Source organism: Polymorphum gilvum SL003B-26A1, from assembly GCF_000192745.1.
Lineage (GTDB): Bacteria > Pseudomonadota > Alphaproteobacteria > Rhizobiales > Stappiaceae > Polymorphum > Polymorphum gilvum.
This window is the reverse complement of record NC_015259.1, coordinates 2,718,999-2,744,912: the sequence shown is the minus strand read 5'-3', so window position 1 is coordinate 2,744,912 and position 25,914 is coordinate 2,718,999. Positions and strand designations below refer to the sequence as shown.

The following is a 25,914-nucleotide window of genomic DNA, read 5'->3' as shown; positions in this document are numbered from 1 at the left end:
GCCCGTCCCCGTCCCGGACCGCACCACCATGCTTGCTCGCCTTCGTTTCGCCGTTCTCGGCCTTCTGCTGCTCGTGCCGGAGCTGTCCCTTGCCCATGCACAGCTGCGCGCCTCGACCCCCGCGGCCGGCAGCGTCATCGCGCATCCGCCCGAGGCGGTGACGCTCGATTTCAACGAGCCGGTCGCACCGGTCGTGCTGCGCTGGATCGCGCCGGGTGGCGGTGAGAGCCAGGTTGCCGGAACGGCCGCGAACGCTCGTGTCACCGTGATCCCGCCGGATGGTCTTGGCGAGGGAACGCACTTGCTGTCCTGGCGCGTGGTCTCCGCCGATGGCCATCCGGTCGGCGGCACGCTGTCCTTTTCGATCGGTACGCCGTCGGCGACGCAGGCTGCACCGGCAGACCGCGCCGGCGGTGCGGCGTGGGCGGTCGTTGCCGCGCGCTTTTTCCTGACGCTTGCCCTTGTGGCGGCGGTCGGAATGGCGGCGTTCTCGGCCGTGGTCACGCGCGCGCCGCCGACACGCAGCATGCGCCGCACCGCGATCGCTGCGGCGCTGCTGGCGCTGCCTTCCAGCCTGGCGCTCATCGCCGCCCAGGGGTTCGACCTCCTGTCGTTGCCGCCGGCGGCGCTGCTGACCGCCGCACCCTGGCAGGCCGCGCGCACCGCGCCGCTCGTTGTCACGACGGCGCTGTCTGTTCTTGCCGTGCTTCTCGCCGTGCTGGCGCTGGTCGAGCCGGCAGCCCGCCGCCGCGCGCACCGGCCGCTTGCGTTCGCTGCGTGGGGCGTCGCCGCGCTGTCCTTTGCGGCTTCCGGCCACGCTGCGACCGCCGAGCCGCGCTGGATTGCCGCGCCGGCCGTCGCGCTGCACGCGCTCGCCTTGGTGTTCTGGACGGGCACGCTGGTGCCGTTGCTCTCGGCATTCCGACGGCCCGGCGGGGAAGCCGTTCTCGCCCGCTTCGCGTCGCTCGCCCTGCCGCTGGTCATGCTTCTGGTCGCCAGCGGTGCGCTTCTGACCGCAATTCAGGCCGGCAGCGTTGCGTCGCTTGCCGGCTCCGCCTACGGACAGGTTCTGACGGTCAAGCTGGCGCTGGTCGCTGGCATGCTCGCGCTGGCGCTGCGCAACCGCCTGCGGCTGGTCCCGCGGCTTGCTGCGGGCGAACCGTCCGCCGGCCCGGCGTTATCCCGCGCGATCCGCGCCGAGATCGCCCTCGGCCTGGTCGTGCTGGCGCTCGCGGCGGGATTCCGCCTGACGCCGCCGCCGCGCGCCCTGGTCGCGACCGTGCCGCCGCTCCAGGTCCATGTCCACGCCGACTACGCCATGGCCGACCTGCGGCTGGCTCCCGGTCGCGCGGGTCCGGTCGACGTTGCGCTCGCCGTCCACACCGGCGGTTTCCAGCCGCTCGTGCCGCTTGAGGCCGAGATGGCCTTCGCCATGCCCGGGCGCGGGATCGAGCCGATCCGGATCCGTCTGCGGGCCGGCGACGACGGCCTCTGGCACGGCTCGACGGATTTGCCCGTGGCGGGCGACTGGGACGTGACGATCCGCCTGCTCGTCACCGAGTTCGAGCGGGCGACGCTGCAGGCGACGGTCACCCTGGCGCCTTGAGCGGACGATGGCATGGCGGCGGGCGCTTGGCGGCCGCCTGCTTCCCGGTGCGCCGCGGCGTCAGGCGACGAGGCGCACGAACAGGAGAATGCCGAGCGACAGCAGCGCGCCGACGCCGACAAAGCTGAGCCTGCGGCGGTGGTCCTGGCGTGAGGCGCCGCCCGAATAGTCGAAACGTTCGTAGACCACCTTGCGCATCGGTATGCCCAGATCGAGCAGCGCGTCGGAGACGGCAGTGACCATGGGGCCCGGGCCGCAGATCAGCGCCACGCTGCGGGCAGGGTCGAGACCGGCGAGCATCTGGCCCAGCCGCTCGCGGTCGAGCCGGCCGACGAGGCCCCGCCAGCCCGGAGCGTCATCCTCGCTCACCAGGAACGTCTGCAGGTCGAGATGCTGTCTTGCCGCCTCGATCTCGTCCAGACAGGCGAAATTGTCGGGCCGGCCGGCCGCATAGGCGAGTCGGACCGGCCGGGGATCGCGTCGGGCGACGAGATCGCGCAGCAGGCCCATGATCGGAGCGATGCCGACGCCACCGGCGAGCAGGAGCACGCTGTCGCCACGATGGGCGTCGAGCGTGAAGTCGCCGTAAGGGCCGTCGATGCCGATCGGCGTACCAGGGGCAAGCGTACCGATTCGGCTGGTGAAGTCGCCAGCCTCCTTGACGATCAGGCTCAGGCCCGGGCGCAACGGGCTGTCGGCGATGGAGAACGGATGATCGAACAGCGGGAAGCGGCGCGCGCCCTCCGTCATCCAGACGAACTGGCCGGCCTGGTAGCGCAACGCCGGGGTGCCCGGGGCGGGCTGGATGTCCAGTTCCCACAGGCGGTCGGCGCGCCGGGTCACCGACTGGAGCTGCCAGGGTCGAAGATGCAGCCGCAGCCAGCGCCAGCCGTAGAGCACCGCCATCGCGCCAGCGACAGCCGCGCCGACGGCCCACCAGTAGGCCTGCACGCTTCCAAGCGCGCTGAACCGCCCGGCGGCGACAGCATGGTGCAGGCCGGCAGAGAGCGCGGTCAGCGCGAGGATCACGTGGCTGGCGCGCCAGACCTCGTAGCGCCAGGGCAGCCGGTCGCGCAGCACGGAACTGGCGACCAGCAGGACGAGGGCTGCCAGCGCAACCACGCCGCTACGGTAGTGCGGCAGGGTCAGATAGGCCGTCAGGCGCTCGGCGCCGAGTGCGCGGTCGTCAAGCCAGGTGGGCAGGACGTAGGCCAGCGGATGCAGAAGCAGCGCCAGCAGCACCCACCACGCCGCGATCTTGTGGAAGGCCATGATCTTGTCGATGCCGAGGTGCCCTGACACCCGCTCGAACCGCCCTGAGGTGACGACCTGGACCGCCATTGCGGCAAGCGCGACCAGTCCAAACGCCGCCGCCGCCAGTTCCCAAGGATCGGCCGGGGCGACGCTGCGCGTGAGGGCGAGCGCCAGCGGCAGCAGGCAGACGGTCAGATAGAGGGCGGCGAGGGCGGCTGCCGGCAGGCGCAGCACATGGTCTCCGCCGGAGGCTGGGCTTCGGCTTTCGGCCTTGGGCATGAGAGGGCTCCCCGTCGGTGCGATGCTTCCCGAGGTTTTCAGCATACCTCGCTCGTGACCTTGATCTGTATCATGGATAGGGTTTCCGCGGCGGGCTAGCCTTTGTTGGATGGCACCTGACAGTAGAGGAGACTGCCGATGCCTTTCCTCCGGGGACTTAGAATGCTCGGCGCGCTCGCTGCTCACGTTCTGGCCGCCCCGATTCTGGCCGCCCCGATTCTGGCGGCATCCCCCGCCACGGCGCTGGACAAGAACCTGACCGATCTGATCGAGGCCTGGCTCGCGTCGCCGCACGGCGACTATCAGTCACCTTCTTTCACCTACTGGAACAAGGACGGCGAAGTGCCGCCGGCCTGTGCTGCCTGCCATTCCGAGCCGGGCTTCATCGACTATCTGGGTGCCGACGGCAGCACGCCCCTGAAGGTGGATCGTCCGGCCGCGATCAATTCGCCGATCGGCTGCGCCTCCTGCCACACGGCGGCCGCCCATGCGCTCGACAGCGTTCCGTTTCCCTCAGGCGTGACGGTCGACGGCCTCGGCTCCTCGGCGGTCTGCACCGTCTGCCATCAGGGGCGCCAGTCCGGCGATGCCGTAACGGCCGCGACCCAGGGCCGCGACGAGGATGCCGTGTCGTCCGAGCTGGCGTTCCTCAATGTCCACTATGGCGTGGCCGCCGCGGTCATGCACGGCGCCGAGGTGCGCGGCGGCTACCAGTATCCGGGGCGTCGCTATGCCGGCCGCTTCGCCCACGTGCCGAGCGCCAACACCTGCACTGCCTGCCACGACGCCCATACGACCGAGGTCACCAGCGACGGCTGCGTCGCCTGCCACAGGGGCGTCGATGACCTGCGCGCCATCCGTACCCGTCATGCGGATTTCGACGGCGACGGCAAGACCGATGCCGGCATCCATGCCGAGATCGTCGGGCTGCACGGCATGCTCGGCAGGGCGATCCAGACCTATGCCGCCGAGGTGGCCGGAACGCCGATCGGATACGCCAAGGGGCGATTCCCCTACTTCTTCACCGACAGCGACGGCGATGGCCGCATCGGCGACGAGGAAGCCGTGCCGGCCAACCGCTATGCCAGCTGGACGCCGCGACTGCTGAAGGCGGCCTACAACTACCAGGTCGTGGCCAAGGATGCCGGCGCCTATGTGCACAATCCGGCTTATGCCCTGCAACTGCTCTATGACAGTCTCGAAAGCCTGTCGGAACGCATTGACCTTGATATGAGTGGGCTGCATCGCCCCTGAGCCTCGTGCAGGCCGCGACCGGCACGAGGAATTTCGGTCGCTCTTAACCGCACGCGCCAGGGGCGCCCCGCGTTCGCGGGGCGCCCTCCAGACTGCCGACACACCTCCAAACGCGTCATCCCGCACGCAGCGAAGCGCAGATGCGGGATCGATGAGCCGGGGTCCTGTCGGTCTCCGTCATTGACACCATCGACACCGCGGCTCTCCGGTTCCGGCTCGCGCTCCGCTTGGCCGGAATGACAGCGGAGAGGCTGCACGGTTGTCGACAAGCTGAAGGGCGCCCCGCGTTCGCGGGGCGCCCCTTTTTCCATTTGCCGCCGGTTCGGGGCGTCGGCTCAGGCGCCGATGACGCCGCCGTCCTCGCGGGTGATGACAATCGTGAACGAGCGCGGCACGGAGCCCGGGCCGTCAGGCCACTGGCTGCCCATATCGCCCGCCGCGAACCGCTCCGCGGTCGCCGTGGCGCCGGGGTGCTGAAAGTTCACGAACATCGCCTTGCCGTCCGGTGTCGAGATCACGCCGGTCACTTCCTGTCCGTTCGGACCAGTCAGGAAGCGCCGGATTTCGCCGGTGCGCGGGTCGGCCGCGAGCATTGCGTTCTGCCCCATCGACGCTGTCGGTCCCTTGAGCTGGGCATCTTCACCAATGTCGGTCTGGATCCACAGGCGCGAGTTCTGGTCGCACCAGATGCCGTCCGGACAGGCGAACGTGTTGTCGTCGGTCAGGGTCTGCCCGGCGAAGGTGGCCGACTGGCGCGGCGTGCCGGCGATGACGAACAGATCCCATTCGAAGGCGTTCTTCGTGTGGTCGCCGTTGGCATAGCGCCAGCGGACGATCTGGCCATAGTTGTTCTCGGCGCGCGGATTGACTGCATCGACCTGCGCCTGGGTGCGGCGCGAGTTGTTGGTCAGCGTGAAGTAGACCTCGCTGGAGTTCGGGTCGATCGTGCCCCACTCGGGACGGTCCATCTTGGTCGCGCCGACGAAGTCGGCGGCAAGACGGGTGTTGACCAGGATGTCGGCCAGATCGGCGAAGCCATTCGCGGGCGTCAGTCCGTTGCGGCCGGGTGCGAGCGCCAGCCACTCACCGGTGCCGTCGTCGTTGAACTTGGCGACGTAGAGCGTGCCGGTGTCCAGAATCGAGCCGTCGGTCTGAGCCAGTATGAAGACGCCGTCCGAGACGAACTTGTAGATATACTCGAAACGGGCGTCGTCGCCAGAGTAGCAGACGACGGGAGCACCCTCGACTGCCGGGGCGAAGACGACGCCCTCATGCGCGAAACGGCCGAGCGCGGTGCGCTTCACCGGCATGGAGTTCGGGTCGAACGGATCGATCTCGACCATCCAGCCGAAGGTGTTCGGCTCGTTCCTGTAGTCCTCGGTCGCCGAGGCGCCCTTCGTCGAGGCGTCGAAACGGGCGTACTCGTCGGCACCCGACCTGGCCAGATGCCAGCCGTAGCGGCCGCCGCGCGGATCGGTCGACACGCCGTAGCGGGCATGTTCGCGCGGCAGGTCCGGCTTCTGGTCGATCTTGTCGGTGTTGGCGAAATAGCCGGCCCAGTTCTCCTCGGCCGCCATGTAGGTGTTCCACGGCGTCACGCCGTGGGCGCAGTTGTTGAGCGTGCCGCGTGTCTTCGTCCCGTCGGGCGAGAACTTCGTCACGACATGGGCCGATCCGCGCACGGGACCGCCGATCTCCATTTCGGTCAGACCGTGGATACGGCGGTTGCGCGGATCGGCGACGATGGCCCACGTGCCGTCGGGCTGCTTCGAGGTGCGGTAGATCGAGACGCCATGTGCCGCGACCTCCTTCAGCACGTCGTCGTCGTCGCGCTTTCCATCGGCGTCGTATACCACCGCCGAGGAGTCGAGTTCCAGGCCCTTGTACTTCTCCGCGTGGAGGAAGCGCGGCTCGATGTATTCGTGGTTGACCGCGATCAGGCCGTCCTCGGACGAGCCGTCGAGCGGGAAGAAGTGGATGCCGTCGTGGTGCATGCCGATCTGCATCGCCTGCTCGGCGCCGGTGTTGGCGCCGGGTCGGAAGGCAGGCATGTCGCCAGCAATCGGCTCGCCCCAGGCGCCGAGTACCTGGAACCTGTAGCCTTCAGGCACGACGACGGTGTCGCCCGTGCTGACCGGCACCGGCTTGAAGCCGAGCAGGCTGTCGATGGCGGTCGATTGCGCCAGCGCGTCCTTCACGCTCATCCCGGCGCCGAACAGGCCGGCCGCGATGCTGGCCAGTCCGCCCATCATGAAGCCGCGGCGGCCGATCCGGGCGTCCATCACCTCGTAGAAGTTGGGGTTGTCAGAGGTGTTGCACTGCGGCTCGTCGCCATGCTCGAAATAGGGGGCAAGGGTATGATCGGGGTAGTCGCGTTCCAGATCTTTCATCGGAATCTCCCTCGGTTCCGGTGACCGGTCGCCCGGCATGCCGGCGTCTCTGCCCCTTCGTGCTAGACGGATTTCGTGACAGCCTTGCGAAGCGCGGCGCAAGGTACGGGGATGCCGGCCGATGATCGGGGCAGTCTTCCGCGGTCCGCGGTTCGCGGTTCCGGTCTGGCACTCAGGCCGGCGTCGGCTCTTCGCTCGCGATCGCCGGGATCTCGGTGCGCTCCTGCTGCTCGGCACCGCAAAACAGGTCTACGGCCCGGTCGGCAGCGTCCTGGAACGGTTCGAGCACGATGTCGGCGCCTGCGGCGAACAGGTCCTCGGTCTCCCTGGAACTGTGCGAAGTCAGCGCGACGCGGCCCCCAAACCCGGCGGTGCGCGTCAACTGGATGAGGGTCGTGCGCGCGTCCTCGTAGCTGAGTCCGGTCGGATGGGTGGGCACCGTTGAGGCGATCCATTCGGCGTGAGCGAGCGGCAGTTCGGCGATGAATTCCGGATCGGTGGCATCGCCGTACTCGGCTTTGAGACCGAGTTCGCGCCAGCGCCGGACAGCACCGGGGTTGAAGTCGACGCCGAGCACGCGGATGCCGCGTTTCTTCAGCCGCATCCCGATCGCCGTGCCGTAGCGTCCCAGCCCGAACAGCAGGATCTTGTAGCCGTCTGCGGCATGCACGCCGGTATCGCCCGCCTCGCGCGGCGTGCCCTTGCGTTCGAACAGGCCGAGATACGGCTCGAAGACGGCATAAAGCTGATGCGAGTAGGTGATCATGTAGGTCGAAGCAGCGATGGTGACCAGGCCGACCATGGTGACGAGGCCGAGGGCATCCTCCCGGACATGGCCGATCGAAACGCCCATGGCGACGAAGATCAGAGAGAATTCGCTGATCTGGGCGACCGTCAAGCCGGCGAGAAAGCCGGTGCGTTTGCGATAGCCCAGGGCGCCCATGATCGCGAGCACGATCAGCGGGTTGCCGATCAGGACGAACAGCGAGAAAACGATCGCGCCGGTGACATGGGCACCGAGCAGCGAGAGGTCGAGGGTCGCGCCGAGCGCGATGAAGAAGAACAGCAGCAGGAAGTCGCGCAGCGGAGCGAGCCGGGCCGCGATCGTCTCCCGATAGGGGGTCGAGGCCAGCGACACGCCGGCCAGGAGGCCGCCGACCTCCTGGCCGAGGCCGACGAAATCGGCGATTGCGGCGAACATGGCTGCCTGGGCGATGGCGAAGATGACCAGCAGTTCCGGTGCGCGCGCCAGCCGTTCGGTCAACGGGTCGGCCACGTAGCGGACGAACAGGACGACCAGAACGACCATGGCGGCGCCGGAGGCGAGCACCGTGACGGCCGATCCGCCGCCATGGTCGCCATGACCGTCTGCCGCGCCGATGCCGATCGCCGACAGCACGATCATGGCGAGCACGACGACAAGATCCTGCACGATCAGGAAGCCGAGGGCGATCTGGCCGTGCAGCGAATCGATCTCGCGCTTGTCCGACAGCAGCTTTACGATAATGATGGTCGAGGAAAAGGTCAGCGCTACGGCGACATAGAGGCTGGTGACGTGGCCGAGCCCGAGGGCGAGGCCGATCAGGTAGCCGAAGAACGAGGTGAATGCGACCTGGCCGAGACCGGTCATCAGGGACACGGCGCCGAGCAAGCGGATCAGCTTCACGTCGAGCTTGATGCCGACGAGGAACAGCAGCACCGCGATCCCGAGTTCAGACAGCAGGTCGATCTGCTCGTCCGAATGCACCAGGTCGAAGGCAGACGGCCCCGCGACGAGGCCGACGGCGATGAAGCTGACGATCAGCGGCTGGCGCAGGATGAGTCCGAGGAATCCGATCGCTGCGGCCAGGACCAGAAGCACCGCGACCTCGCCGAAGGCGGACTGTACGACCGACTCCATCATGTCTGCGGTGCGCCTCCCTGCTGGTGCCCCGTTCCATCCGATGATTCAGACAGCGGAGGCCGGGTCGCATGGCAGCGCAGGAACGCGTCGAGGTCGCTGGCGGCGATCCGCCATTCGCGGCCCAGGTCGATGGCACGCAACTCGCCGTCCCGGATCCATCGCCGCACCGTCGCTTCGCCGACCTTAAGGAGGTCGGCAACTTCCCTGACCGTCTGGTAGCGATCTGAATGCATGTCCAATATCTTTCAGTCTTGTTCGGAATAAAATATCATACTTCATGATAGGATGACGACGTTGAACGGGGTTGAGCGCGTTTTCGCGCAAACGTCCCTGTCGAGCCGGGGCCTGGATGCGGAAACGACAGGGAGGCGAGACCGATGAAGACAATCCTGGTGGCGACCGATTTTTCGGAACGTTCGGATCGCGCCCTGCGCCGGGCGACGCTGCTCGCCAGGCAGACCGGCGCGGCGCTGACGCTTGTCCATGCGGTCGATGACGACCAGCCGGCGCGCCTCGTCGCCGCGGCCAGGGACGCAGCCATTCTGCAACTCAGAGACCAGGGCGCGACATTGCGCGACGTCGACGGTCTGGCCTGCGAGACGCGGGTCACCCTGGGGGCGCCTTTCGAAGCGACCCTGAGAACCGCGGACGAAATGCGGCCCGATCTCCTCGTCATCGGCCCGCATCGCCGGCAGGCCCTGTGGGACGTCTTCGTCGGCACCACGGCCGAGCGCATCATCCGCGCCAGCCGCGTCCCGGTGCTGATGGTCAATGCGCCGCCTCTGGTCGCTTATCGACACGCCCTGTTCGCAACCGATCTCTCGGAGGGATCGCGGCAGGCGCTGGAGACACTGCTTGGCCTCGGCCTGATCGAGGCGGTCAGGCTGTCGATCTACCATGCCTATCACGCGCCGGCGCTGCGGCTGGCCATGGGCCACACGCTCGGCAAGGAGGGGCGGGAGGACTATCTCAAGGAAGCGGAGAAGGACGCCGCGCGTCGTCTGGCCGACTTCCTCGGCGGCCTCGACGTCGGCCGCGCCTCGCGGGTGGTGCGGCTGGAAACGTCGACTGCCGCCGCCGAGATCGTCGCCGCGGCGAAGGAGCTTGCGGCCGATCTCGTCGTCGTTTCGACCAGCGGCCGGACCGGCCTCGCCAAGGCGGTCCTCGGCAGCGTCGCCGAGGAGGTCCTGCGCACCGCGGACCGCGACATCCTGGCGGTGCCGCCGCGAGGCGCTGAGTAGGCGGGCGGCCGCCGAAGGAATGCCGAGACGAGAACGCCGCCCCGTGGGGCGGCGTCCGATATCAGACGATCTCGATTTCCGGGAACGGAAAGATGAATTTGCCGCCGCTGTTGAGGAACTCCTTCTCGCGGCGCAGAATGCCGTCCTTGAAGTGCCAGGGCAGGACCAGGAAATAGTCCGGCTTCATGGCGCGCGCCTCGGTTTCCGAAATGATCGGGATATGGGTACCCGGCGTGACCCGGCCGAACTTCTCCTCGTTCACCTCGGCGATAAACGGGATCTCGGCTGCGGTCAGCTTGCAGAACTGCAGCACTACGTTGCCCTTGGTCGAGGCGCCGTAGCCGAACACCTTCTTGCCGTCGGCGACCAGCGACTTGATCAGCCGCGTCAGGTCCTGGCCGTGCCGGAATACGCGCTCCTCGAACTCCCGGTAGGGGCGGGGCGTGTTGAGCCCCATGCGATCCTCCTGTCCGAGCAGCCAGTCGATGACGGCCGAATTGGGCTTCAGCGTCGTGTTGTCCTCGCGCGCAGCGGTGACGGCGAAGCTGCCGCCGTTGACGGCGTTCATGGCCACGTCGATCAGCTTGAGGCCGGCCGCCTTGAGGATGAACTGGACCGCGCCCAGGGAATAGTATTCCAGGTGCTCGTGACAGATCGTATCGTAAGAGTTCAATCGCAGCATCGAGGGCATGTAGCTCTGCTCGAAGTGCCAGACGCCCTTTTTCGACAGGATGCTGGCGATCTCGCGGGCGAAGCTGATCGGATCCTCAAGATCGTAGAACATTGCGATTGAGGTGACGATGTCGGCGTCCTTGTCGGTCGCCGAGCGGAACGCCTTCGCGCTGAAGAAGTCGGGGACGAGCTTCACCTCGGGGGGGTAGAAACTCGCAAACTTGGCACCGGTCGGGTCGATACCGATGCGGTTGATGCCGGCCGTCCGATAAGCCTTCAGGCTGGTGCAGTCGTTGCTGCCGATGTCGAGCACGGTCGCACCCGGCTGAAGGTCCGTCATGCGCTCAAGGTAGTGGATCTTTGCTGTCAGGTGATCGACCATCGACTGGTTCAGACCCGAACGGTAGCCGTAGTTCTCGCCGTACATTTCCGACGGATCGAACGAGTGGCGCAACTGCAGCAGGCCGCTGTCGGGGCACCAGACCAGTTCAAGCGGCCCTTCGGTAACCGGAACGTCCGCTGAGGTCGGAAACACGCCGGTCAGCGCCTGCTTGCCCAGATTGAGCACCGAGACCAGGTTGTTCGTTCCGCCGATCCGACATTTCTCAATTGCTCTGTAAGTGCTCATAAGGGACCTTCCCGAGTGAAACGCACCATGTCTCTGGCTCGCGACAAACCCCGACGATCTGACGGGAACCTGGACGTTGAATTCGAGGCCCGACCCGGTCGGGCCCGCTGGATGTCATGTCTGGCAGCAGAGCAGCCGACGCCTCACCGAAAGGCGAGACTTCGCCGGCTGTGCATGGCCTGCATCGGCGCGACAGCGCCCGATGCCGTCGCAAAACAAATGCTAGCCACCGCAAGGGCGATCGCCGTGACCGTTTCGACAGGTCGTAAACACATTGCCCATGTTTCGCAATACTCCCCTCGCTTCCGAAAAGCCCCGGTTCGTGGCCCCAACGGCGCGCCTGGCTTGGCGTCGCGCAAGTCCCTTCAGGTTCTGAGCGTCCTCAGGCTCTCGTCCTGATAGCTGATGGCCGGCGAGAACCACGGATCGCGGTAGATGGTGTCGCCCCAGCGCTTCATGAAGCGCTGATGTTCGTTGCCGCGCTGCTCAAGCACGCGGTCGGAGAACTTTTGTTCCAGGATGGTAATCGATTCCATATGCACGGCCCGCGCGCCGGGCTGGTAGACGACGCGCCAGCTGTTGGCGCCGAAACGCAGGCACAGGTCGACGTCCTGGATGTAGTGGGCGAGTTGCTCGTCGAAGCCGTTGACTGAGCGGAACTTGGCATGGTCGACCATGAGCGCGGCGCCCGTCACTGTCGACACCTGCCGCGGCGCGATGCCGAGAAAACCGTAGTCGCCTTCCGGGAGCGTCGCGTGACGCAGAAGATGACCGGCGCAGTTGTGGAAGCCGAGGAACATGCCGGCGTGCTGTACGGACTCGTTCGGATAGAGCAGCAGCATTCCCGCAGCGGCGGTGGTCGCGTCGTCGAACGGCTTGAGCAGTTCGTCCAGCCAGTCGTCGCGCAGCAGCACGATGTCGTCGTTGAGGAACAGAACATAGGGCGTGTCGCACAGGCTGGCGCCGATGTTGTTCATCCGCGAGAAATTGAACGGTTGGTCGTAGCGAACGACCTCAACCTGCTCCTGCGCCGCCGCCCAGTTCAGGGTCGAGATCGTCGCCAGGTTCTCGACGCCGTTGGCGATGATGACGACCTTGCCGACGACCGGATTGCGGATCAGTCCGTCGACCAGCGCGCGCAGCAGGTTGCCACGGCTCTTGGTGGCGATGACGACCGAGACGCTGCCCAGCTTGTCGCTGGCGCCGCGGGCCGTGCCCGTCGCGAACGGAAAACCGAAAGGCCTCCCCCCCAACGCGACCGCACGCCTCTCGCGCGCGAGCCGGTCCGGCAGATCGTGAATCTCGACAAGGGTGACCGGAAGGTGGACGAAGTCGCGCTCCCGACCCGTCTCGATCAGGCTGCGAGCGATGCGCCGCAGGATCCGGTAGGGCATGGGAAGCGCCGCGTCGCCCTCGTCCGTGCATCGGGAGATCGCCGCCTTGAGCGTCGAGCCACGGACGGCGAAGCGCGAGTACAGGCAGTCGCAGTTGTAGAGATGCACAAGGTCGGCGGCGAGCTGCAGCGCCAGGCGGTAGAGGTTGTCCGGGCCGAGCCAGTAGCCGTCGAAGCCGACGAGCTTGGCCGACCAGGCGTCGGCGTCGTCGAGCACCGTTAAGGCCGTTCCGTAGAGCGTGTCGCCGGCAAACAGGTGCAGCACGCGATCATCGTCGTCGAGCCGGGCGGCGAGCGCGTCGAAATCCTCGAGGCCTTCGACGGCGCCGTCGAGGGCACTGGGCACGTCGGCGAGCGCGGCATCGACAGCGGCGGCCGGAGCGAGCACCGCGACCCGGACGCGTCGGCGATTCAGGTCGTCGAGACGCCCGATGGCGCCGAGCGTGGCGGCAAGCCGTGCGGCGGTCTGCTCGTCGGCCTCGGCACTGACGACGAAGGTGAGGTCGGGTAACGCCTCGGGAACGGCATCGCCCTTACCCCCGCGCTTGCTGGTCGCCTTGTGCCAGCGCGCGATATGGGCGCCGAGGCCGGCGAGGTCGAGGACGAAACCGGCCGGTGCACTCTGCGGGGAAGCCGACTTCGGCAGGTGTCCCTGCGGTGCCCCGACGTTCGGCGGTCGCGACAGGCCGGACTGTTCGGCCATGTAGCGCCCGATGCCGGCTTCCAGCTTGTTGGATGTGAGGTTCGACCAGAGGAAGCGGACGACTTCCCGCACGCCGTGCTTACGTAGGGCAGGGACCAGGAGACGGGCGGCGCCGAGCCAGAAGGAAATTTTCTTGCGCACCGGATCACTTGTCATTTGAGCCCCACCAGTCGATCAGTTGCCGCGTGTCCTTGAACCGTCGCACCGTGTCCGGAATCGCGAGTTGCGTTCCGAACACCCTTAGCGGCACCTCGAGGTCCTCCTCGTCGAGATGCACCAGAAGGTCGGAAGCCTGAGCAATGCCGATCGCCTCGTCATACAGGCGGACGTGCACCTTCGACCAATCGTGCAGGATGCGCGCGTCGACGCCGACGTCGCGGGCCAGTTCCAGCACCTGCGGCATGATCAGTCCGTGCCAGCGCGGCCGGTGCCGGGTCCAGCTGTTGTGGGCGTTGCCCACGGTTCCCATGTCGGCGAACCAGGCCGCCTCGACGAAGGAATAGGACTCCAGCAACTGCTTCGTCGTCGGCACGCATTCGACGAGATCGGCGAAGGGAATGCCGGTGAAGGGGTAGTTGAAGCACGCCGCGAGGATGTCGGACCGCCAGACGATCGGATAGACAGCGGTGAACAGGTTGTCGTGCTGCTCGGCGATCGTTCGTACCCAATAGCGGCCGTCCGGGAGACATTTCGGCGCGAGCAGCGTCGCCTCCTTGGCGTAGTTCTCCGGCTTGTCGAATTCGCCCGGCTGGAAGCGGTGGTAGACACCGAAATTGGTGATGGCGACCGGCAGTTCGGGATCGGCCTTCACCGCCGCGAGCACTTTGGCAAGGACGTCGGGCTGGATGAAGTCATCATCGCCCGTGATCCACACATGGCGCGCCTCCTCCAGTTGCGAGCAGACGTTTAGGTTGCCCAGCATGCCCGTATTTGCGTTGTTGCGCCGGACCTGGAGATGCGGATTGCCCGCAAAACGCTGCAGCCGGTCCAACGTATCGTCTGTCGAGGCGTTGTCGATCACGATGACGCGTATGTCGTCGCCGTGCGGAGCGGTGATTTCCAGCAGCCATTCGACGTTCATGGCGACGAAGGCTGCCCGGTTGTAGGTCGAGATGACGATCGCCAGTGCCGGCTTGCGCGGCGCGAGGGGCGCTGTCAGCGTGCGGCCGAGTTGGCCGAACATGGCCTCGCGTGCCGCGATCATGCGCAAGCGTGCAATATCGCCTGCGCGGTCGACCAGCGTGCGGGCAAGCTGTTCACGCAACGCCGCCGCGACCGACGTCTCGGGCACCAGGATTCGGGGCGGCAGCATTCCGGCCGCATCCTGGCCCCAGGCCCGATACAGGCCATCGCGGATCTCGGCGGAGGCGACAGCGCAGCTGTCATAGCCGGCAATTCCTGCGACCGCATCGGTCGGGGGTATGGTGTCGAGCAGGACGCCGCGCACGAGTCCGGCGGCGAGGTCGGGCGTGGCTGCCGCATCCGGACGGCAAACGATCGCCGTGTCGAGCTCCACGTTGATGCCGGTCGCCGTGCGCGCGCGCGTTTCGGTGCACAGTGCGCGCACGCAGCGTTCGCGGTCGGCATCGCGCGCCGCGTTGAGAGCTTCGAGCCGATCGAGCACCGCCCTCGCATAGTCGGTCCAGGTGACCGCATGCCGTCCGGCTGCTTCGTCGCGCAGCCGGCCACGGTAGTCGGCATCCTCGGCAAGTTTCAGGAGGCCGGCAGCGATCGCCTCGTCGCGGGTGACGTCGACCATGTGACAGCCGCCGCCCTCGGCGACCTCCGCCATGGCGCCGAAGTCGGCGCACAGGCATGGCACGCCGTTACGCAGGCTCTCCACGATCGGAAGCCCGAAGCCCTCGCTCTTGGAGACGAAGAACGAGAAGTCGGCTGATGCGTAACAGTCCCGGATTTCGCTGTCGGTCGAATAGCCGTGATGCACGATGTTGCGGTTGGCGGCGACCGCAGCGGAGAGATCGGCAGCGCAGGCCGGATGCAGCGATCCGAACAGGTCGACCCTGGCCTCGCGCAGGCGCGGATGGCGGGTGGCGAGCTCGTTCAGCACGCGCAGAAAGCGGGTCTGTTGCTTGCGCGGTTCGATCGTGCCGACCGAGATGATGCGTAGCGGCGCGCCGTCATCGGCAGCCACCCGCCGCGTCAGCGGTCGCAGGTCCTCGGCCCGGATCTCGCCCAGGCGGACCGGATGGATCGCGGCCCGCAGAGCGGCCTCAGCGTCGGTTGCAATGGCCTTTTCCTGCCGCAGCCAGTCGATCAGCGTCTCGCCCGAATAGGTGGAAATCGGCAGGATGGCGTCGCTGCCGCACAGGTATTTGACGTACTCGGTGTGGGCCTGGCGGATGTCGTCGTATCCCGGCTCCGAGATCGGGATGACGTCATAGAGGACCGAGGCGACGGGAATGCGGTAGTCCCTGCATTGTGCCAGAATGCGGGAATAGCGCTCGTTGCCGTTGTCGGTGTGGTAGGCGATTTCCGGATACAGAAGCCAAGTCGCCCCAGGATTCGCCACCGTCTCTCCGAACCGGTACGAGACCCGGCCCGCATTGGGATTGACCTTCAGCGAGGCGACGAAGTCGGTATCGACGAACACGGCCTGCAAGTCGTGCTCGTTCGCATAGCGCAATTGCCCCTGCAGGTCGTCCCACACCACGAAATCGACATCCGCCATGCCCTCAAGCGCACGACCGGCTTCCACGATGACGCGATGGATTCCGGAGCGGGCCTTCGAGCGACGGGTCGCATCGCAGTAGTAGAGCAGCTTCATTGTGGCAAACCTTCCCAGCAGGAGGATCGGTGTGGAGGAGGTCGGATAGGTGCGAGAGCGTCGGCCATCGGCGACTCCCACCGGCAGCGGGGATCACTGCATTCGTTGTGTGGGGTCCTCCTGTCCAACGGGGGGAATGCGGTTTCTCCAGTAGTCGAGGATCTCGATCAGCGTTTCGTCGATGTTGACGCGCGGACTCCAGTCGATCACAGCGCGGATTTTCTCGGAGTTTCCGCAGGAAACCGGAATGTTGATGTCGCGCAGGCGGTCGGGGTCGACCTCGCGCGTGATCGGCACGGAACTTAAGGCAATCATCTTGTCCAGAAGTTCGCTGATCTCGCGGGGTTTGCCGGACGATACATTGAAGAGCTGGTAGCCGGCAGGGGCTTGCAGCAGGTCCAGGACACGGCGGTATACCTCGATCACGTCGACCACGTCGAGGAAGTCGCGTTTGGCAGACAGGTTTCCAACCTTGATGACAGGCGTCGAGGCGCCCTTTTCGATGCGCGCTATCTGCGCTGCGAAGGCGGGCAGGGCAAAGCGTTCGTCTTGTCCAGGTCCGACGTGGTTGAACAGGCGCAGCGCGACGACAGGAGAAACCTGTGCCAGCGTCGCCTCGAGCATGAGTTCGGCCGCGAGCTTGGATTTCGCATAGGCACTCTCGGGAGCGACCGGATCGGTTTCGCGTTTGGGCTGGCCGTCCCTAAGGCTGGCGCCATACACCTCGGCGGACGAGGCGAAGATCAGCCCGGCGCCGGGAACATGGCGACGGAGGGCGGCCGCGAGCGCCGCAGTGCCCTCGTAGTTGACCCGCCAGACCCGCTCCGATGTGCCGTCGGTCAGATAGGCGGTCGAGATTGCCGCCAGATGAATCACCGCATCGGGTCGGCTTGCCGCAACGGCGGCTTCGACGCTGGCCGGATTCTCGAGGTCGAAGGCGAGAGAAGCATCGACCGGCATCTTGGCCGTCCGGATAACCTCGAAGGCCCCTGCGCCGGGTCCCGACTCCAGCCGCCTGCAAAGATGCCTGCCGACGAAGCCGTCTGCTCCGGTCACGAGTATCTTACGCACCATGATGCCCCGCGGTCATTGGCGATCCATCCTCGGCGTCGGTCTCCGTCCCGTCCGTTCCTGCCTATCCGTTCTGGGTATGACGTTTGAGATCGGCTTCGACCATCTCGATGATCAGCTGCTCAAGGGTCGTCTCGGGCTCCCAGCCGAGCCTTTGCTTCGCCTTCGACGGATCGCCGAGCAGGATATCGACTTCGGCGGGACGGAAGAAGGCGGGATTGATGACGACATGGTCGTCGGGATTTAAGCCGACGTGACCAAACGCGATGTCGATCATGTCGCGCACAGTGGCGGTGCGGCCGGTGGCGATCACGTAGTCGTCCGCGACCTCCTGCTGCAGCATCAACCACATGGCCTTGACATAATCGCGCGCATGACCCCAGTCGCGCTTGGCGTTGAGATTGCCCATCTCCAGCGTCTTCGCCTTGCCCAGCTTAATCCGGGCGACGCCGTCGGTGACCTTCCGGGTGACGAACTCAAGCCCGCGCAGCGGCGACTCATGATTGAACAGGATGCCGCTGACACCGAAAATATCGAAGCTTTCTCGATAGTTGACGGTAAGCCAGTGACCGTAGAGCTTCGCCACGGCGTAGGGCGAACGCGGGTAGAAGGGGGTGGTTTCCGATTGCCGTTCCTGCTGGATGAGGCCGTACATTTCGGACGAGCTCGCCTGGTAGAATCGCGCCTGCGGTGCTTCCAGGCGGACAGCCTCCAGCATGTTCGCGACACCGATGCCGGTCACTTCGCCGGTCAGGATCGGTTGTTGCCAGGACGACTTCACGAAAGACTGGGCGCCGAGGTTGTACACCTCGTCGGGCTTGGATGTCCGGACCGCCCGGATCAGGCTCGACAGGTCGCACAGATCGCCGTCGATGTATTCGACCTCGTTCTCGACACCGAGCCAGCGCAGGCGATGGTCGTTTACGCCGAAATGGCTGGACCGTCGCACGAGGCCGTAAACCTTGTAGTTCTTCTCGAGCAAGAATTTGACCAGATAAGCCCCATCCTGACCGGTAATGCCAGTAATAAGTGCGACCTTGTTCATTTTTGGTTTCCCGCTGAAAGACGATGAGGATCCGGTGTGTCAGAACGGTATAAAATGCATATACTATGTAAGGTAGTGGCTTGAAAACATTTCGCGCATAAGAAAGAGAATTGAATTCATTTATTTACTTAGTATTAGATGCTTAACAGGCTCGATTCGTGAGTAGCAATAGTCCATCGTATCTGCAGGCGCAATGCTCTTCTTGAGCGCCGATACCGACAGGGCCGCCGATATCGTGCGTGGCGTACGAGGAGCGGACGCCCAAGATACCTCGGCCGCGGGCGCGTCTCGGCCGCACTGCGGCAGATTACTCGTATGGCCGATATCCCAATCTCACGGAGCGTTTTTGCACAGCACAAGCGGGAAGTGCTGCTGGCGGGACGACTGCGAAGCGCCGCGCGATCGGTGAGAATGTCGTTGCCTCGGCCCGTCAAACACGATAGCCGGATTTCCTGCTGCCTTTCCGTGCGACCGCCTGACGGGAAATCCGGGACAGAGGGGACCCCATGTCGAACCTGAAGATCACGCCGCTTGCCATTCCCGACGTTCTGGTCATCGAGCCGAAGAAATTCGGCGATCATCGCGGCTTTTTCTCCGAGACCTACAACGCCCGTGCCTTTGCCGATGCCGGAATCGATCTTCGGTTCGTTCAGGACAATCATTCCTACTCGGCGGAACCCGGCACCTTGCGCGGGTTGCACTATCAGGGGGCGCCGCATGCCCAGGACAAGCTCGTCCGGGTCTTGCGTGGTCGAATCCTCGACGTCGCCGTGGACCTGCGCCGTTCCTCGCCGACCTTCGGCAAATGGGTTTCGGCCGAGATATCGGCGGAGGCATGGAACCAGATCCTGGTCCCGGCCGGCTTCGCCCACGCCATCCTCACCCTGGAGCCGCACACCGAACTGCTCTACAAGGTGTCGAACTACTATGCGCCCAGCCACGACTTCGGTATTCGCTGGAACGACCCGGAACTTGCCATCGACTGGCCGATCTCTGAAGACAAGGTGATCCTGTCCGACAAGGACGCGAAGCAGCCGTTCCTCAAGGATGTCGCAGACCTGTTCGACTGAATCCCGGGCGCGGGCCGCAGAAGCGCCGAACAGACTTTGATCTTGGCGCATGCGACACCTCCCGGGGCCGTCAAACATCTCGAATTCGAGCCGGCCTGTGGTCATGGGCTTGCCTCTGGACGGCGTTGCCAAAGACCGTTATCACGATGCGTCATTCGCTGTGGCAGGCTTGCTTCTGGCAGAGTAATCGAGAGCAGCGCGACACCGGCGAACAATTCTGCGGCTTGGGCATTCTTCTGCTTCGAGCGTTTCTTCTGCGATCGCCGCCCGTCATTGCCTGTCGGGTTTCGAACGCGAGTGGAGTGCAATGATGAAAAAGGTTCTCGTAACCGGAGCGGGCGGCTACATCGGCACGACGCTGGTTCCCATGCTGCTGGAAGAGGGTTATCAGGTTCGCGCCGTCGACCGTTACTTCTTCGGCAAAGAGTTGCTTTGCGCGCATCCGAACCTGGAAATGGTTCAGACCGATACCCGTCTGATCGGCGAAAACCTGTTGGACGGCATCGACTATGTGATCGATCTCGTGGCCATTTCGAACGATCCGTCAGGCGAGGAATTCCGCGACGAGACCTACGCAATCAACCACGAGTCGCGTGTCGCCACCGCGATCCTTGCGAAGAAATGCGGCGTGAAACGCTACATCCTGCCGTCCTCCTGCAGCCTCTATGGCTTCCAGGAACCGGGGGTGATCGCGGATGAAACCACGCCGACCAATCCGCTGACAACCTATGCCAAGGCGAACGAGATGGCCGAGCACGGTGTGCTGCCGCTGGCCAGCGACGATTTCGTCGTGGTGGTGCTGCGCCAGGCGACCGTCTATGGCTATAGTCCGCGCATGCGCTTCGATCTGGCGATCAACGGCATGGTCTACGGCGCATGGAAGACCGGGGTCCTGCCGCTGATGCGCGACGGAACCCAGTGGCGGCCGATGGTGCATGTCAAGGACACGGCCCGCGCGCAGATCTTCATGCTCACGGCGCCGGCCGACAAGGTCAACGGCGAGATCTTCAACGTCGGCTCCGACGAGAACAACTATCAGCTCGGCCCGCTGGCGCAGATCGTCGCCGATACGCTGCCCAACGACGTCAGGATCGAATGGTACGGCGACCCCGACCATCGTTCCTACCGGGTGGCCTTCGACAAGATCGAGAAGCTCGGCTTCAAGGCCATGTATACAGCCGTCGACGGAGCGCGCGACGTCTATGAGGCCCTGTCCAGCGGTAAGATCGACCGCACGCCCAAGACCATTACCCTCGAATGGTACAAAGAGCTTGTCGCCTGGCACAAACGCATCCGCGAGCTGGAACTTAACGACGGCATCCTGCGGATTTGAGATCCGAACCATGAAAGCGATCCTGCTCGGGCCGAACGGCCAACTCGGAACAGACATCGTGCGTGCCAATACGGCCCTCGGAGCGCCCTTGGACCTGCACCCGCTCGACCGTCAGGCGCTCGACCTGACCGATTTCGAGACGGTGCGCACCGTTCTGGGCAGCGCCGACTTCGACGTCCTGATCAATTGTTCGAGCTATCACAAGACCGACGATGTCGAGCAGAACGCCCAGCTCGGCGTCACCGTCAACGCCCATCTGGTCCAGCTTCTGGCAAGGCTGTGCGAGCAGCGTGCCGCCCGCTTCGTTCACGTTTCAACCGATTATGTCTTTGGGGGGCAGTCCAAGCGGACGCCTCTGTCGGAGGACGATCCGACAGCGCCCGTCAACGTCTACGGCGCCTCCAAGGCGATGGGCGAGACGCTCGCGACCCTTGCCTGCGCTCGAACGACGGTCCTTCGGGTCGCCTCGTTGTTTGGCATCGCCGGTGCCAGCGGCAAGGGCGGGAACTTCGTCGAGACAATGATCCGTTTCGGACGTGAGAAGGGCGCCTTGCGGGTCGTCGCCGACCAGCACATGTCGCCGACGTCGACATATGACATCGCCACGACGCTGATCGACATGCTCAAGGCTGATGTCGAGCCCGGCATCTGGCATGTCGTCAATAGCGGCGATGCGACCTGGCATGCGTTCGCCGAGGAAATCATCCGCCAGACGGGCATCGCGGCGACCGTCGAGCCGATCACCTCGGCAGAGTTCCCGACGCCGGCCATGCGTCCGCCTTACAGCGTGCTGTCGAATGCCAAGGTCGCCGCCGTCGTCGGCGAACGGCGCCACTGGACCGTCGCGCTTCGGGACTACCTGAGGGACAAGGGGCATATCTGACGGAACCGCTCCGACAAGGAAGAAGGATGCCGCAATGAAGGGAATCGTTCTTGCCGGGGGATCAGGAACGCGGCTGTTTCCGCTGACCATTGCGACGAGCAAGCAGATCCTGCCCGTCTACGACAAGCCGATGATCTATTATCCGCTGTCGATCCTCATGCTGTCGGGCATCCGGGAAATCTTGATCATCTCGACGCCTCGCGATCTGCCGACCTTCCGTCAACTCCTCGGCGACGGCGGCAAGTGGGGAATCCGCCTGGACTATGCGGAACAGCCGGAACCGCGTGGTCTCGCGGAAGCCTTCATCATCGGCGAATCCTTCCTGGCCGGGTCTCCAGCGGCGCTGATTCTCGGCGACAACATCTTCTTCGGCCACGGTCTGTCCGGTTTGCTGAAGCGGGCCGTCTCGACGCTCGACGGCAGCACCGTGTTCGCCTATCGCGTGCTCGATCCGGAACGCTATGGCGTTGTCGAGTTCGACGCCGACAACCGAGCGGTTTCGATCGAGGAAAAGCCGAAGAATCCCAAGTCCGATTGGGCCGTCACAGGGCTCTATTTCTACGATTCGGATGTGGTCGAGATCGCCAAACAGGTCCGCCCGTCGCATCGCGGCGAACTCGAGATCACCGATGTCAACCGAACCTATCTGGAGCGCGGCAAGCTGAGCGTCGAGCAGATGGGGCGCGGCTATGCCTGGCTCGACACCGGTACGCACGATTCGCTGATCGAGGCCGGGGAGTTTGTTCGTGCCATCGAGAACCGGCAGGGTCTGAAGATTGCCTGCCTCGAGGAAATCGCCCACCTGCAAGGCTGGATAGACAGCGAACAGGTTCTGCAACTGGCCGGGGAACTCGACAAGACAGCCTATGGCGCCTATCTGAGGCGCATCGTGGGCGAGCGGTGAACGCCAGGATCCCGGCTTTGACGGCATTCAGCCAGCGGGCGGGCAGACCGTCGTGGAAAGACAGCGTTGGCGCCCTGCGCTATGCTTGCCGCAAATGTACCGCGAAGGGCAACTTGTCCGGTATCCATGAGGTTGCGCATTTGGTGCGGACCAGATTGTCCATCGGTCAGACGCGTCGGCCAACCGCCGCATCGCCCGCCAGCCCATCGCCCCAGCCGTAGCGTTTCAGCATGCAGTTCTCGATCGATGTCGATGCAGGTACCGTGATCTCTGGCTGGGTGGTTCTGGAAAACCCCGGCGAGATCCCGACGATCATTGTCGAGGCGGGCGACAATCCGCCGTTCGAACTGCCGGCCAACGTCAACCGGCCCGATCTCAAGGACGTAGGACTTCATGCCACCGGCATGGCTGGGTTCCAGATCGACGGCAGCATCGTCCCGAATGTCGAAAGCCTGAAGTCGATCTGCCTTCGCGAGAAGATCAGCAATATCGAGATCTATCGCCGGTTCGACATAAAGAAGAATCTTGAGAGGCGTGTATTCGTCTATACGTTCTCAAGCCTGTCCCAGCGCGAGATGATCCGCAGCATCACGCGCAAGTTCAGTTCATCCTATCTCAATATCGAGCGTTACCCCTACGAGACGATCAATGCGATCCTCAACTCCCCGACCTTCCGCTCCGTGGTGTGCATCGGCAGGCCGAGCTACATGCGCTATGCCGGTGCGCTGGCCGCGCAGGGGTTCTTCAAGTCAGCGCTGCTGAGAGACCCATTCGAGGAGTTGGCCGAACGGCTGCTGCTTCTGCGGCTTGCATCCAGGACGCAGAATCCGACCCTCGTCGAACAGCAGCTGTCCGGCTTCATGCAGCTTCGCCCATTCGTGGACAGACTGGATTTCAACAGCGACCGGGACCTGCGCTTTGCCTTCCGGGCCCTGACCATGGAGCAGAAGGCCTGCATCTCGAACCCGGTGACACGCATTCTTGCCTGCGAGATCGGCGAGATGGCTGAGCGCCGACATGTCGGCCTTGCGCTCGATCACCTGTCGAAAATGGAACTGGTCGGCACAATGACCCAATTCGAGGCGTTTCGGACGATGTTCAACAGCCTGCTCGGAGAGGAGATCATCCTGCATGCCGAGCATCAGGATGTGAAGCCGGTCTCCGAACTGGCCAAGCGACTGTCCGGTATCAATACCGTCGTCCAGCTGATCGAACACGACCTGGCCCTCTATTCCTACGCCGAAGAGGCCGTATTGGAGGGGGTCAGTACATGGAATGCCGATATCGGCCAGAAGAACGGTGGGTCGGCGTTTCCCGACGCCTGAGAACGCTACGGTCCAGATGCTGTCCTGTCGCTAGAACCGGGTCGGCTTGCCGATGAGCGTCCGGCAGAGATTCTTGATCATGAACTTGGGGCTTTTCAATGCGCGATTGACCTGATCGAGCGTTCCCTTGAGGGCATCTCCTTCCGAACGTGCCTGTTCGAGTTGTAGCTCGAGCGCATGGATGCGGGCGCGATGCTCCGGCTCTAGCCGACCCGCGGCGACAAGGCGGGCAACATCGTCCGCTTCGAGGAATCGCCGGCCCTGGGCCTGGCCGAAGGCCGTGACGACGTCTTGCGACTGGCCTCCAGCGTCGGCGGCATGGGCAGCGAAGCGCCGCCATGCGTTGCCGGCGCCGTAGTCGAAATGCTCGGCATCCCAGTAGAAGCGGTTGCCGTGCATCTTCTCGATCACGAGCGAGGCGAAGTTGTAGTCGACGCCTTCGTAGGTGAAGTCCGGCTGCGCGCCTTCCCAGGAGCCTTCGTTGAAAAGCCGGCAGTCCGGGAGGCAGCCCATGATGTCGGCCCGGAACATGTGGCCGGTGTAGAGCCGATGGTCGACCGACGGTTTTGGATCGCCGTCCGTGTAGCTATCCTTGAAGTCGACGGTCAGCACGAGGACACCGCCGGGCTGCAGCAGGTCCGCGCACTGGCGGACGAACTGGATATGGTCGTCGACATGTTCGAGCACCGAGGTGGACAGGATGAGGTCGAAGCTTTCGAGCGCGGTCGATTCCAGCAGATAGAAGTCGTTGAGGCTGAGATCGAGTACGGGATCGATCGCGGTCACCCGGTAGCCGTTCCGCTTGAGTACCTCGCAGGCGGTATCCTCGAACGCGCCGACTGCCAGAATGCGCGGGCAGGTGTACCGGGTCGCAAGGCGCCGCACAGCGTCCAGAACGAAAGCCTGCTGGACATTTGCCTCAGCGATCTTGCGTTCCATGATCTCGGGAACGGCGTCCCACATCTCCTGGATGACGGGCGCGTAGGCTTCGCGCGACTGGTCGTCCAGAACCTTGTTGAAGCTCGGCCGGTCGGGCACGGACGCAAGCAGCGCCTTGCGGTCGACGGCGTCGAGGATGGCATCGACCCAGCGCGCCGAGGCATAGAGCGGATGAAGCTCGCGCCGGGCGATCCGGAAAGCCTGCGGGTCGGTTTCCATCCCCTTGCGCAGCGTGGTCTGCGACAGCCGGACGGTCGGCTGGTACTGGTGCATGTGCCGGAACATCACCGAATCGCTGACCAGGAACGGCCGGCCCGAGGCGAGCAGGATGTCGGCGCAACTGGATATGCCGCGGTCGTTGTCGCCGGTATAGGCAAGGATGTTCAGGTGGTTCTCTGCGCAGAAGGCAAGCAGGCCCTCGTCGTCGAAGAAATGCTCGGAAACATCGAGTTCGATCGCGGTGCCTTCGAGCGCCTGCCGGCATTTTTCGATGATGGCGTTGCGCGCGTCTTCCGTGACAATGGCCGGATCGTCATGATGGGGGATGTTGATCCGAATCCGTGCCCGCTCGAATTCCGTGGCGACGCGGCTGCACAGGACGTCGAAACCCTTGTTCTCGGTTGCGAAGCCGAACGATCCGAAGGTCGGGATGTCGAATGCGGGTTCGGCGGCTTCGTTCACCGCCGGCGCGAAGCGGGGCACCGGTACGACCTGGGCGTTGTAGGGCACCATGATCGGATCGGCGCAGAGGTAGAAGTCGTATCCTTCGATGAACAGATGGTTGGCCTGCCGGTTCGTGAGTTCGTGCACGACGATGAACTTGGTCGCCGTCACCTCCTTCAGGACATCGGGCGTCAGCCACGGCATCGTCGACGGATAGAAGTTGACGATCAGGATGTCCGGGCGGAGTTTCGACACTCCGTCGCGGAATTCTTCGACGCCGGCGCATGGAAGATGCTTAACCTTGATCCGCCGGTCATGTGCCAGAAGGTTGGCAATGTTCCTGCCGAACTGGAAGACGCCGCAACGCAGACCGTGATGATTGATGACCGCGACGGAAGGGATCGATCGCTTGCGTGTCGTGGTCTTGGGGGATTTTCCGGTCTTCGGCCTTGTTTTCCGGATTTGCTGGTTCATATGTGGGCCTGGTTTTTCTACGCTACCGTTTGGATTTCTTGTTATTGGCGGAAACCTGCGGGCCTCTGGAAAGCCGATAAGTTCGAAATCGCGCTATTG

At 64.7% G+C, this 25,914-nt stretch carries 18 protein-coding genes; 8 read left to right on the top strand and 10 right to left on the bottom strand.

What is annotated here, in order from left to right:
* The first annotated feature begins 28 nt into the window (after positions 1-28).
* Positions 29-1,606, top strand: a complete 1,578-nt coding sequence (locus tag SL003B_RS12940) for a copper resistance CopC/CopD family protein (RefSeq protein ID WP_013653304.1) — start codon at positions 29-31, stop codon at positions 1,604-1,606.
* A 60-nt stretch (positions 1,607-1,666) separates the two neighbouring features.
* Here the strand turns inward: SL003B_RS12940 and SL003B_RS12935 are convergent, their stop codons facing one another.
* Complete coding sequence (locus tag SL003B_RS12935; RefSeq protein WP_013653303.1) at positions 1,667-3,139, bottom strand: ferredoxin reductase family protein; 1,473 nt, start codon at positions 3,137-3,139, stop codon at positions 1,667-1,669.
* Positions 3,140-3,277: 138 nt separating this feature from the next.
* Here SL003B_RS12935 and SL003B_RS12930 point away from each other — a divergent pair, with 138 nt between their 5' ends.
* Positions 3,278-4,393 carry a polyheme membrane-associated cytochrome C gene (locus SL003B_RS12930; RefSeq protein ID WP_206771928.1) on the top strand — a complete coding sequence of 372 codons (1,116 nt, stop codon included), beginning with the start codon at positions 3,278-3,280 and terminating at the stop codon, positions 4,391-4,393.
* 335 nt (positions 4,394-4,728) lie between these two features.
* Here SL003B_RS12930 and SL003B_RS12925 read toward each other — a convergent pair whose 3' ends face one another.
* The 3 genes from SL003B_RS12925 to SL003B_RS22790 all read right to left on the bottom strand — a co-directional run bounded on the left by SL003B_RS12925 (position 4,729) and on the right by SL003B_RS22790 (position 8,919).
* Positions 4,729-6,783, bottom strand: a complete 2,055-nt coding sequence (locus SL003B_RS12925) for a PhoX family protein (RefSeq protein WP_013653301.1) — start codon at positions 6,781-6,783, stop codon at positions 4,729-4,731.
* A gap of 172 nt (positions 6,784-6,955) precedes the next feature.
* Positions 6,956-8,686, bottom strand: coding sequence for a cation:proton antiporter (locus SL003B_RS12920; protein WP_013653300.1), 1,731 nt, complete (start codon positions 8,684-8,686; stop codon positions 6,956-6,958).
* Complete coding sequence (locus SL003B_RS22790) at positions 8,683-8,919, bottom strand: helix-turn-helix domain-containing protein (protein ID WP_013653299.1); 237 nt, start codon at positions 8,917-8,919, stop codon at positions 8,683-8,685. The genes SL003B_RS12920 and SL003B_RS22790 overlap by 4 nt, the downstream gene beginning before the upstream one ends.
* Before the next feature lie 144 nt (positions 8,920-9,063).
* Between SL003B_RS22790 and SL003B_RS12910 the strand changes: the two genes are divergently transcribed.
* Positions 9,064-9,927, top strand: coding sequence for a universal stress protein (locus SL003B_RS12910; protein ID WP_013653298.1), 864 nt, complete (start codon positions 9,064-9,066; stop codon positions 9,925-9,927).
* A gap of 61 nt (positions 9,928-9,988) precedes the next feature.
* Here the strand turns inward: SL003B_RS12910 and SL003B_RS12905 are convergent, their stop codons facing one another.
* From SL003B_RS12905 to gmd, 5 genes are all read right to left on the bottom strand, one after another.
* On the bottom strand, positions 9,989-11,227 hold the full coding sequence (locus SL003B_RS12905) for a class I SAM-dependent methyltransferase (protein WP_013653297.1): 1,239 nt from the start codon (positions 11,225-11,227) through the stop codon (positions 9,989-9,991).
* 365 nt (positions 11,228-11,592) lie between these two features.
* Positions 11,593-13,479 (bottom strand): glycosyltransferase, encoded by a 1,887-nt coding sequence (locus SL003B_RS12900; RefSeq protein WP_041375527.1) that lies wholly within the window; start codon positions 13,477-13,479, stop codon positions 11,593-11,595.
* Positions 13,469-16,108: a glycosyltransferase gene (locus SL003B_RS12895; protein ID WP_013653295.1), complete on the bottom strand. Its 2,640-nt coding sequence runs from the start codon at positions 16,106-16,108 to the stop codon at positions 13,469-13,471. The genes SL003B_RS12900 and SL003B_RS12895 overlap by 11 nt, the downstream gene beginning before the upstream one ends.
* A gap of 93 nt (positions 16,109-16,201) precedes the next feature.
* Positions 16,202-17,182: an NAD-dependent epimerase/dehydratase family protein gene (locus SL003B_RS12890; RefSeq protein WP_013653294.1), complete on the bottom strand. Its 981-nt coding sequence runs from the start codon at positions 17,180-17,182 to the stop codon at positions 16,202-16,204.
* Between the two features lie 61 nt (positions 17,183-17,243).
* A complete protein-coding gene (gene gmd / locus SL003B_RS12885; RefSeq protein WP_013653293.1) occupies positions 17,244-18,224 on the bottom strand; it encodes a GDP-mannose 4,6-dehydratase in 981 nt (326 codons plus the stop codon).
* A 506-nt stretch (positions 18,225-18,730) separates the two neighbouring features.
* On the opposite strand from gmd, the gene rfbC reads away from it, so the two are divergent.
* The 5 genes from rfbC (at position 18,731) to SL003B_RS12860 (ending at position 23,739) form a co-directional block, all read left to right on the top strand.
* Entirely contained in the window at positions 18,731-19,294 is a 564-nt protein-coding gene (gene rfbC, locus SL003B_RS12880) for a dTDP-4-dehydrorhamnose 3,5-epimerase (protein ID WP_013653292.1), read from the top strand.
* Positions 19,295-19,601: 307 nt separating this feature from the next.
* Complete coding sequence (locus tag SL003B_RS12875; RefSeq protein ID WP_206771927.1) at positions 19,602-20,627, top strand: NAD-dependent epimerase/dehydratase family protein; 1,026 nt, start codon at positions 19,602-19,604, stop codon at positions 20,625-20,627.
* A 10-nt stretch (positions 20,628-20,637) separates the two neighbouring features.
* Complete coding sequence (gene rfbD / locus SL003B_RS12870) at positions 20,638-21,510, top strand: dTDP-4-dehydrorhamnose reductase (protein ID WP_013653290.1); 873 nt, start codon at positions 20,638-20,640, stop codon at positions 21,508-21,510.
* 34 nt (positions 21,511-21,544) lie between these two features.
* Complete coding sequence (gene rfbA / locus SL003B_RS12865) at positions 21,545-22,414, top strand: glucose-1-phosphate thymidylyltransferase RfbA (protein WP_013653289.1); 870 nt, start codon at positions 21,545-21,547, stop codon at positions 22,412-22,414.
* 230 nt (positions 22,415-22,644) lie between these two features.
* Positions 22,645-23,739 carry a hypothetical protein gene (locus SL003B_RS12860; protein ID WP_013653288.1) on the top strand — a complete coding sequence of 365 codons (1,095 nt, stop codon included), beginning with the start codon at positions 22,645-22,647 and terminating at the stop codon, positions 23,737-23,739.
* 30 nt (positions 23,740-23,769) lie between these two features.
* Here the strand turns inward: SL003B_RS12860 and SL003B_RS23375 are convergent, their stop codons facing one another.
* Positions 23,770-25,596: a class I SAM-dependent methyltransferase gene (locus tag SL003B_RS23375; protein ID WP_158306634.1), complete on the bottom strand. Its 1,827-nt coding sequence runs from the start codon at positions 25,594-25,596 to the stop codon at positions 23,770-23,772.
* Positions 25,597-25,914: the final 318 nt, after the last annotated feature.

Excerpts from the sequence above, each read along its gene's own strand:
- SL003B_RS12875 (WP_206771927.1), top strand. The coding sequence starts at position 19,602 with ATGATGAAAAAGGTTCTCGTAACCGGAGCGGGCGGCTACATCGGCACG.
- gmd (WP_013653293.1), bottom strand. The coding sequence starts at position 18,224 with ATGAACAAGGTCGCACTTATTACTGGCATTACCGGTCAGGATGGGGCT.
- rfbD (WP_013653290.1), top strand. The coding sequence starts at position 20,638 with ATGAAAGCGATCCTGCTCGGGCCGAACGGCCAACTCGGAACAGACATC.
- SL003B_RS12930 (WP_206771928.1), top strand. The coding sequence starts at position 3,278 with ATGCCTTTCCTCCGGGGACTTAGAATGCTCGGCGCGCTCGCTGCTCAC.
- SL003B_RS12910 (WP_013653298.1), top strand. The coding sequence starts at position 9,064 with ATGAAGACAATCCTGGTGGCGACCGATTTTTCGGAACGTTCGGATCGC.
- SL003B_RS12905 (WP_013653297.1), bottom strand. The coding sequence starts at position 11,227 with ATGAGCACTTACAGAGCAATTGAGAAATGTCGGATCGGCGGAACGAAC.
- SL003B_RS12860 (WP_013653288.1), top strand. The coding sequence starts at position 22,645 with ATGCAGTTCTCGATCGATGTCGATGCAGGTACCGTGATCTCTGGCTGG.
- SL003B_RS12895 (WP_013653295.1), bottom strand. The coding sequence starts at position 16,108 with ATGAAGCTGCTCTACTACTGCGATGCGACCCGTCGCTCGAAGGCCCGC.
- SL003B_RS12935 (WP_013653303.1), bottom strand. The coding sequence starts at position 3,139 with ATGCCCAAGGCCGAAAGCCGAAGCCCAGCCTCCGGCGGAGACCATGTG.
- rfbC (WP_013653292.1), top strand. The coding sequence starts at position 18,731 with ATGTCGAACCTGAAGATCACGCCGCTTGCCATTCCCGACGTTCTGGTC.
- SL003B_RS12890 (WP_013653294.1), bottom strand. The coding sequence starts at position 17,182 with ATGGTGCGTAAGATACTCGTGACCGGAGCAGACGGCTTCGTCGGCAGG.
- rfbA (WP_013653289.1), top strand. The coding sequence starts at position 21,545 with ATGAAGGGAATCGTTCTTGCCGGGGGATCAGGAACGCGGCTGTTTCCG.
- SL003B_RS12900 (WP_041375527.1), bottom strand. The coding sequence starts at position 13,479 with ATGACAAGTGATCCGGTGCGCAAGAAAATTTCCTTCTGGCTCGGCGCC.
- SL003B_RS12925 (WP_013653301.1), bottom strand. The coding sequence starts at position 6,783 with ATGAAAGATCTGGAACGCGACTACCCCGATCATACCCTTGCCCCCTAT.
- SL003B_RS12920 (WP_013653300.1), bottom strand. The coding sequence starts at position 8,686 with ATGATGGAGTCGGTCGTACAGTCCGCCTTCGGCGAGGTCGCGGTGCTT.
- SL003B_RS22790 (WP_013653299.1), bottom strand. The coding sequence starts at position 8,919 with ATGCATTCAGATCGCTACCAGACGGTCAGGGAAGTTGCCGACCTCCTT.
- SL003B_RS12940 (WP_013653304.1), top strand. The coding sequence starts at position 29 with ATGCTTGCTCGCCTTCGTTTCGCCGTTCTCGGCCTTCTGCTGCTCGTG.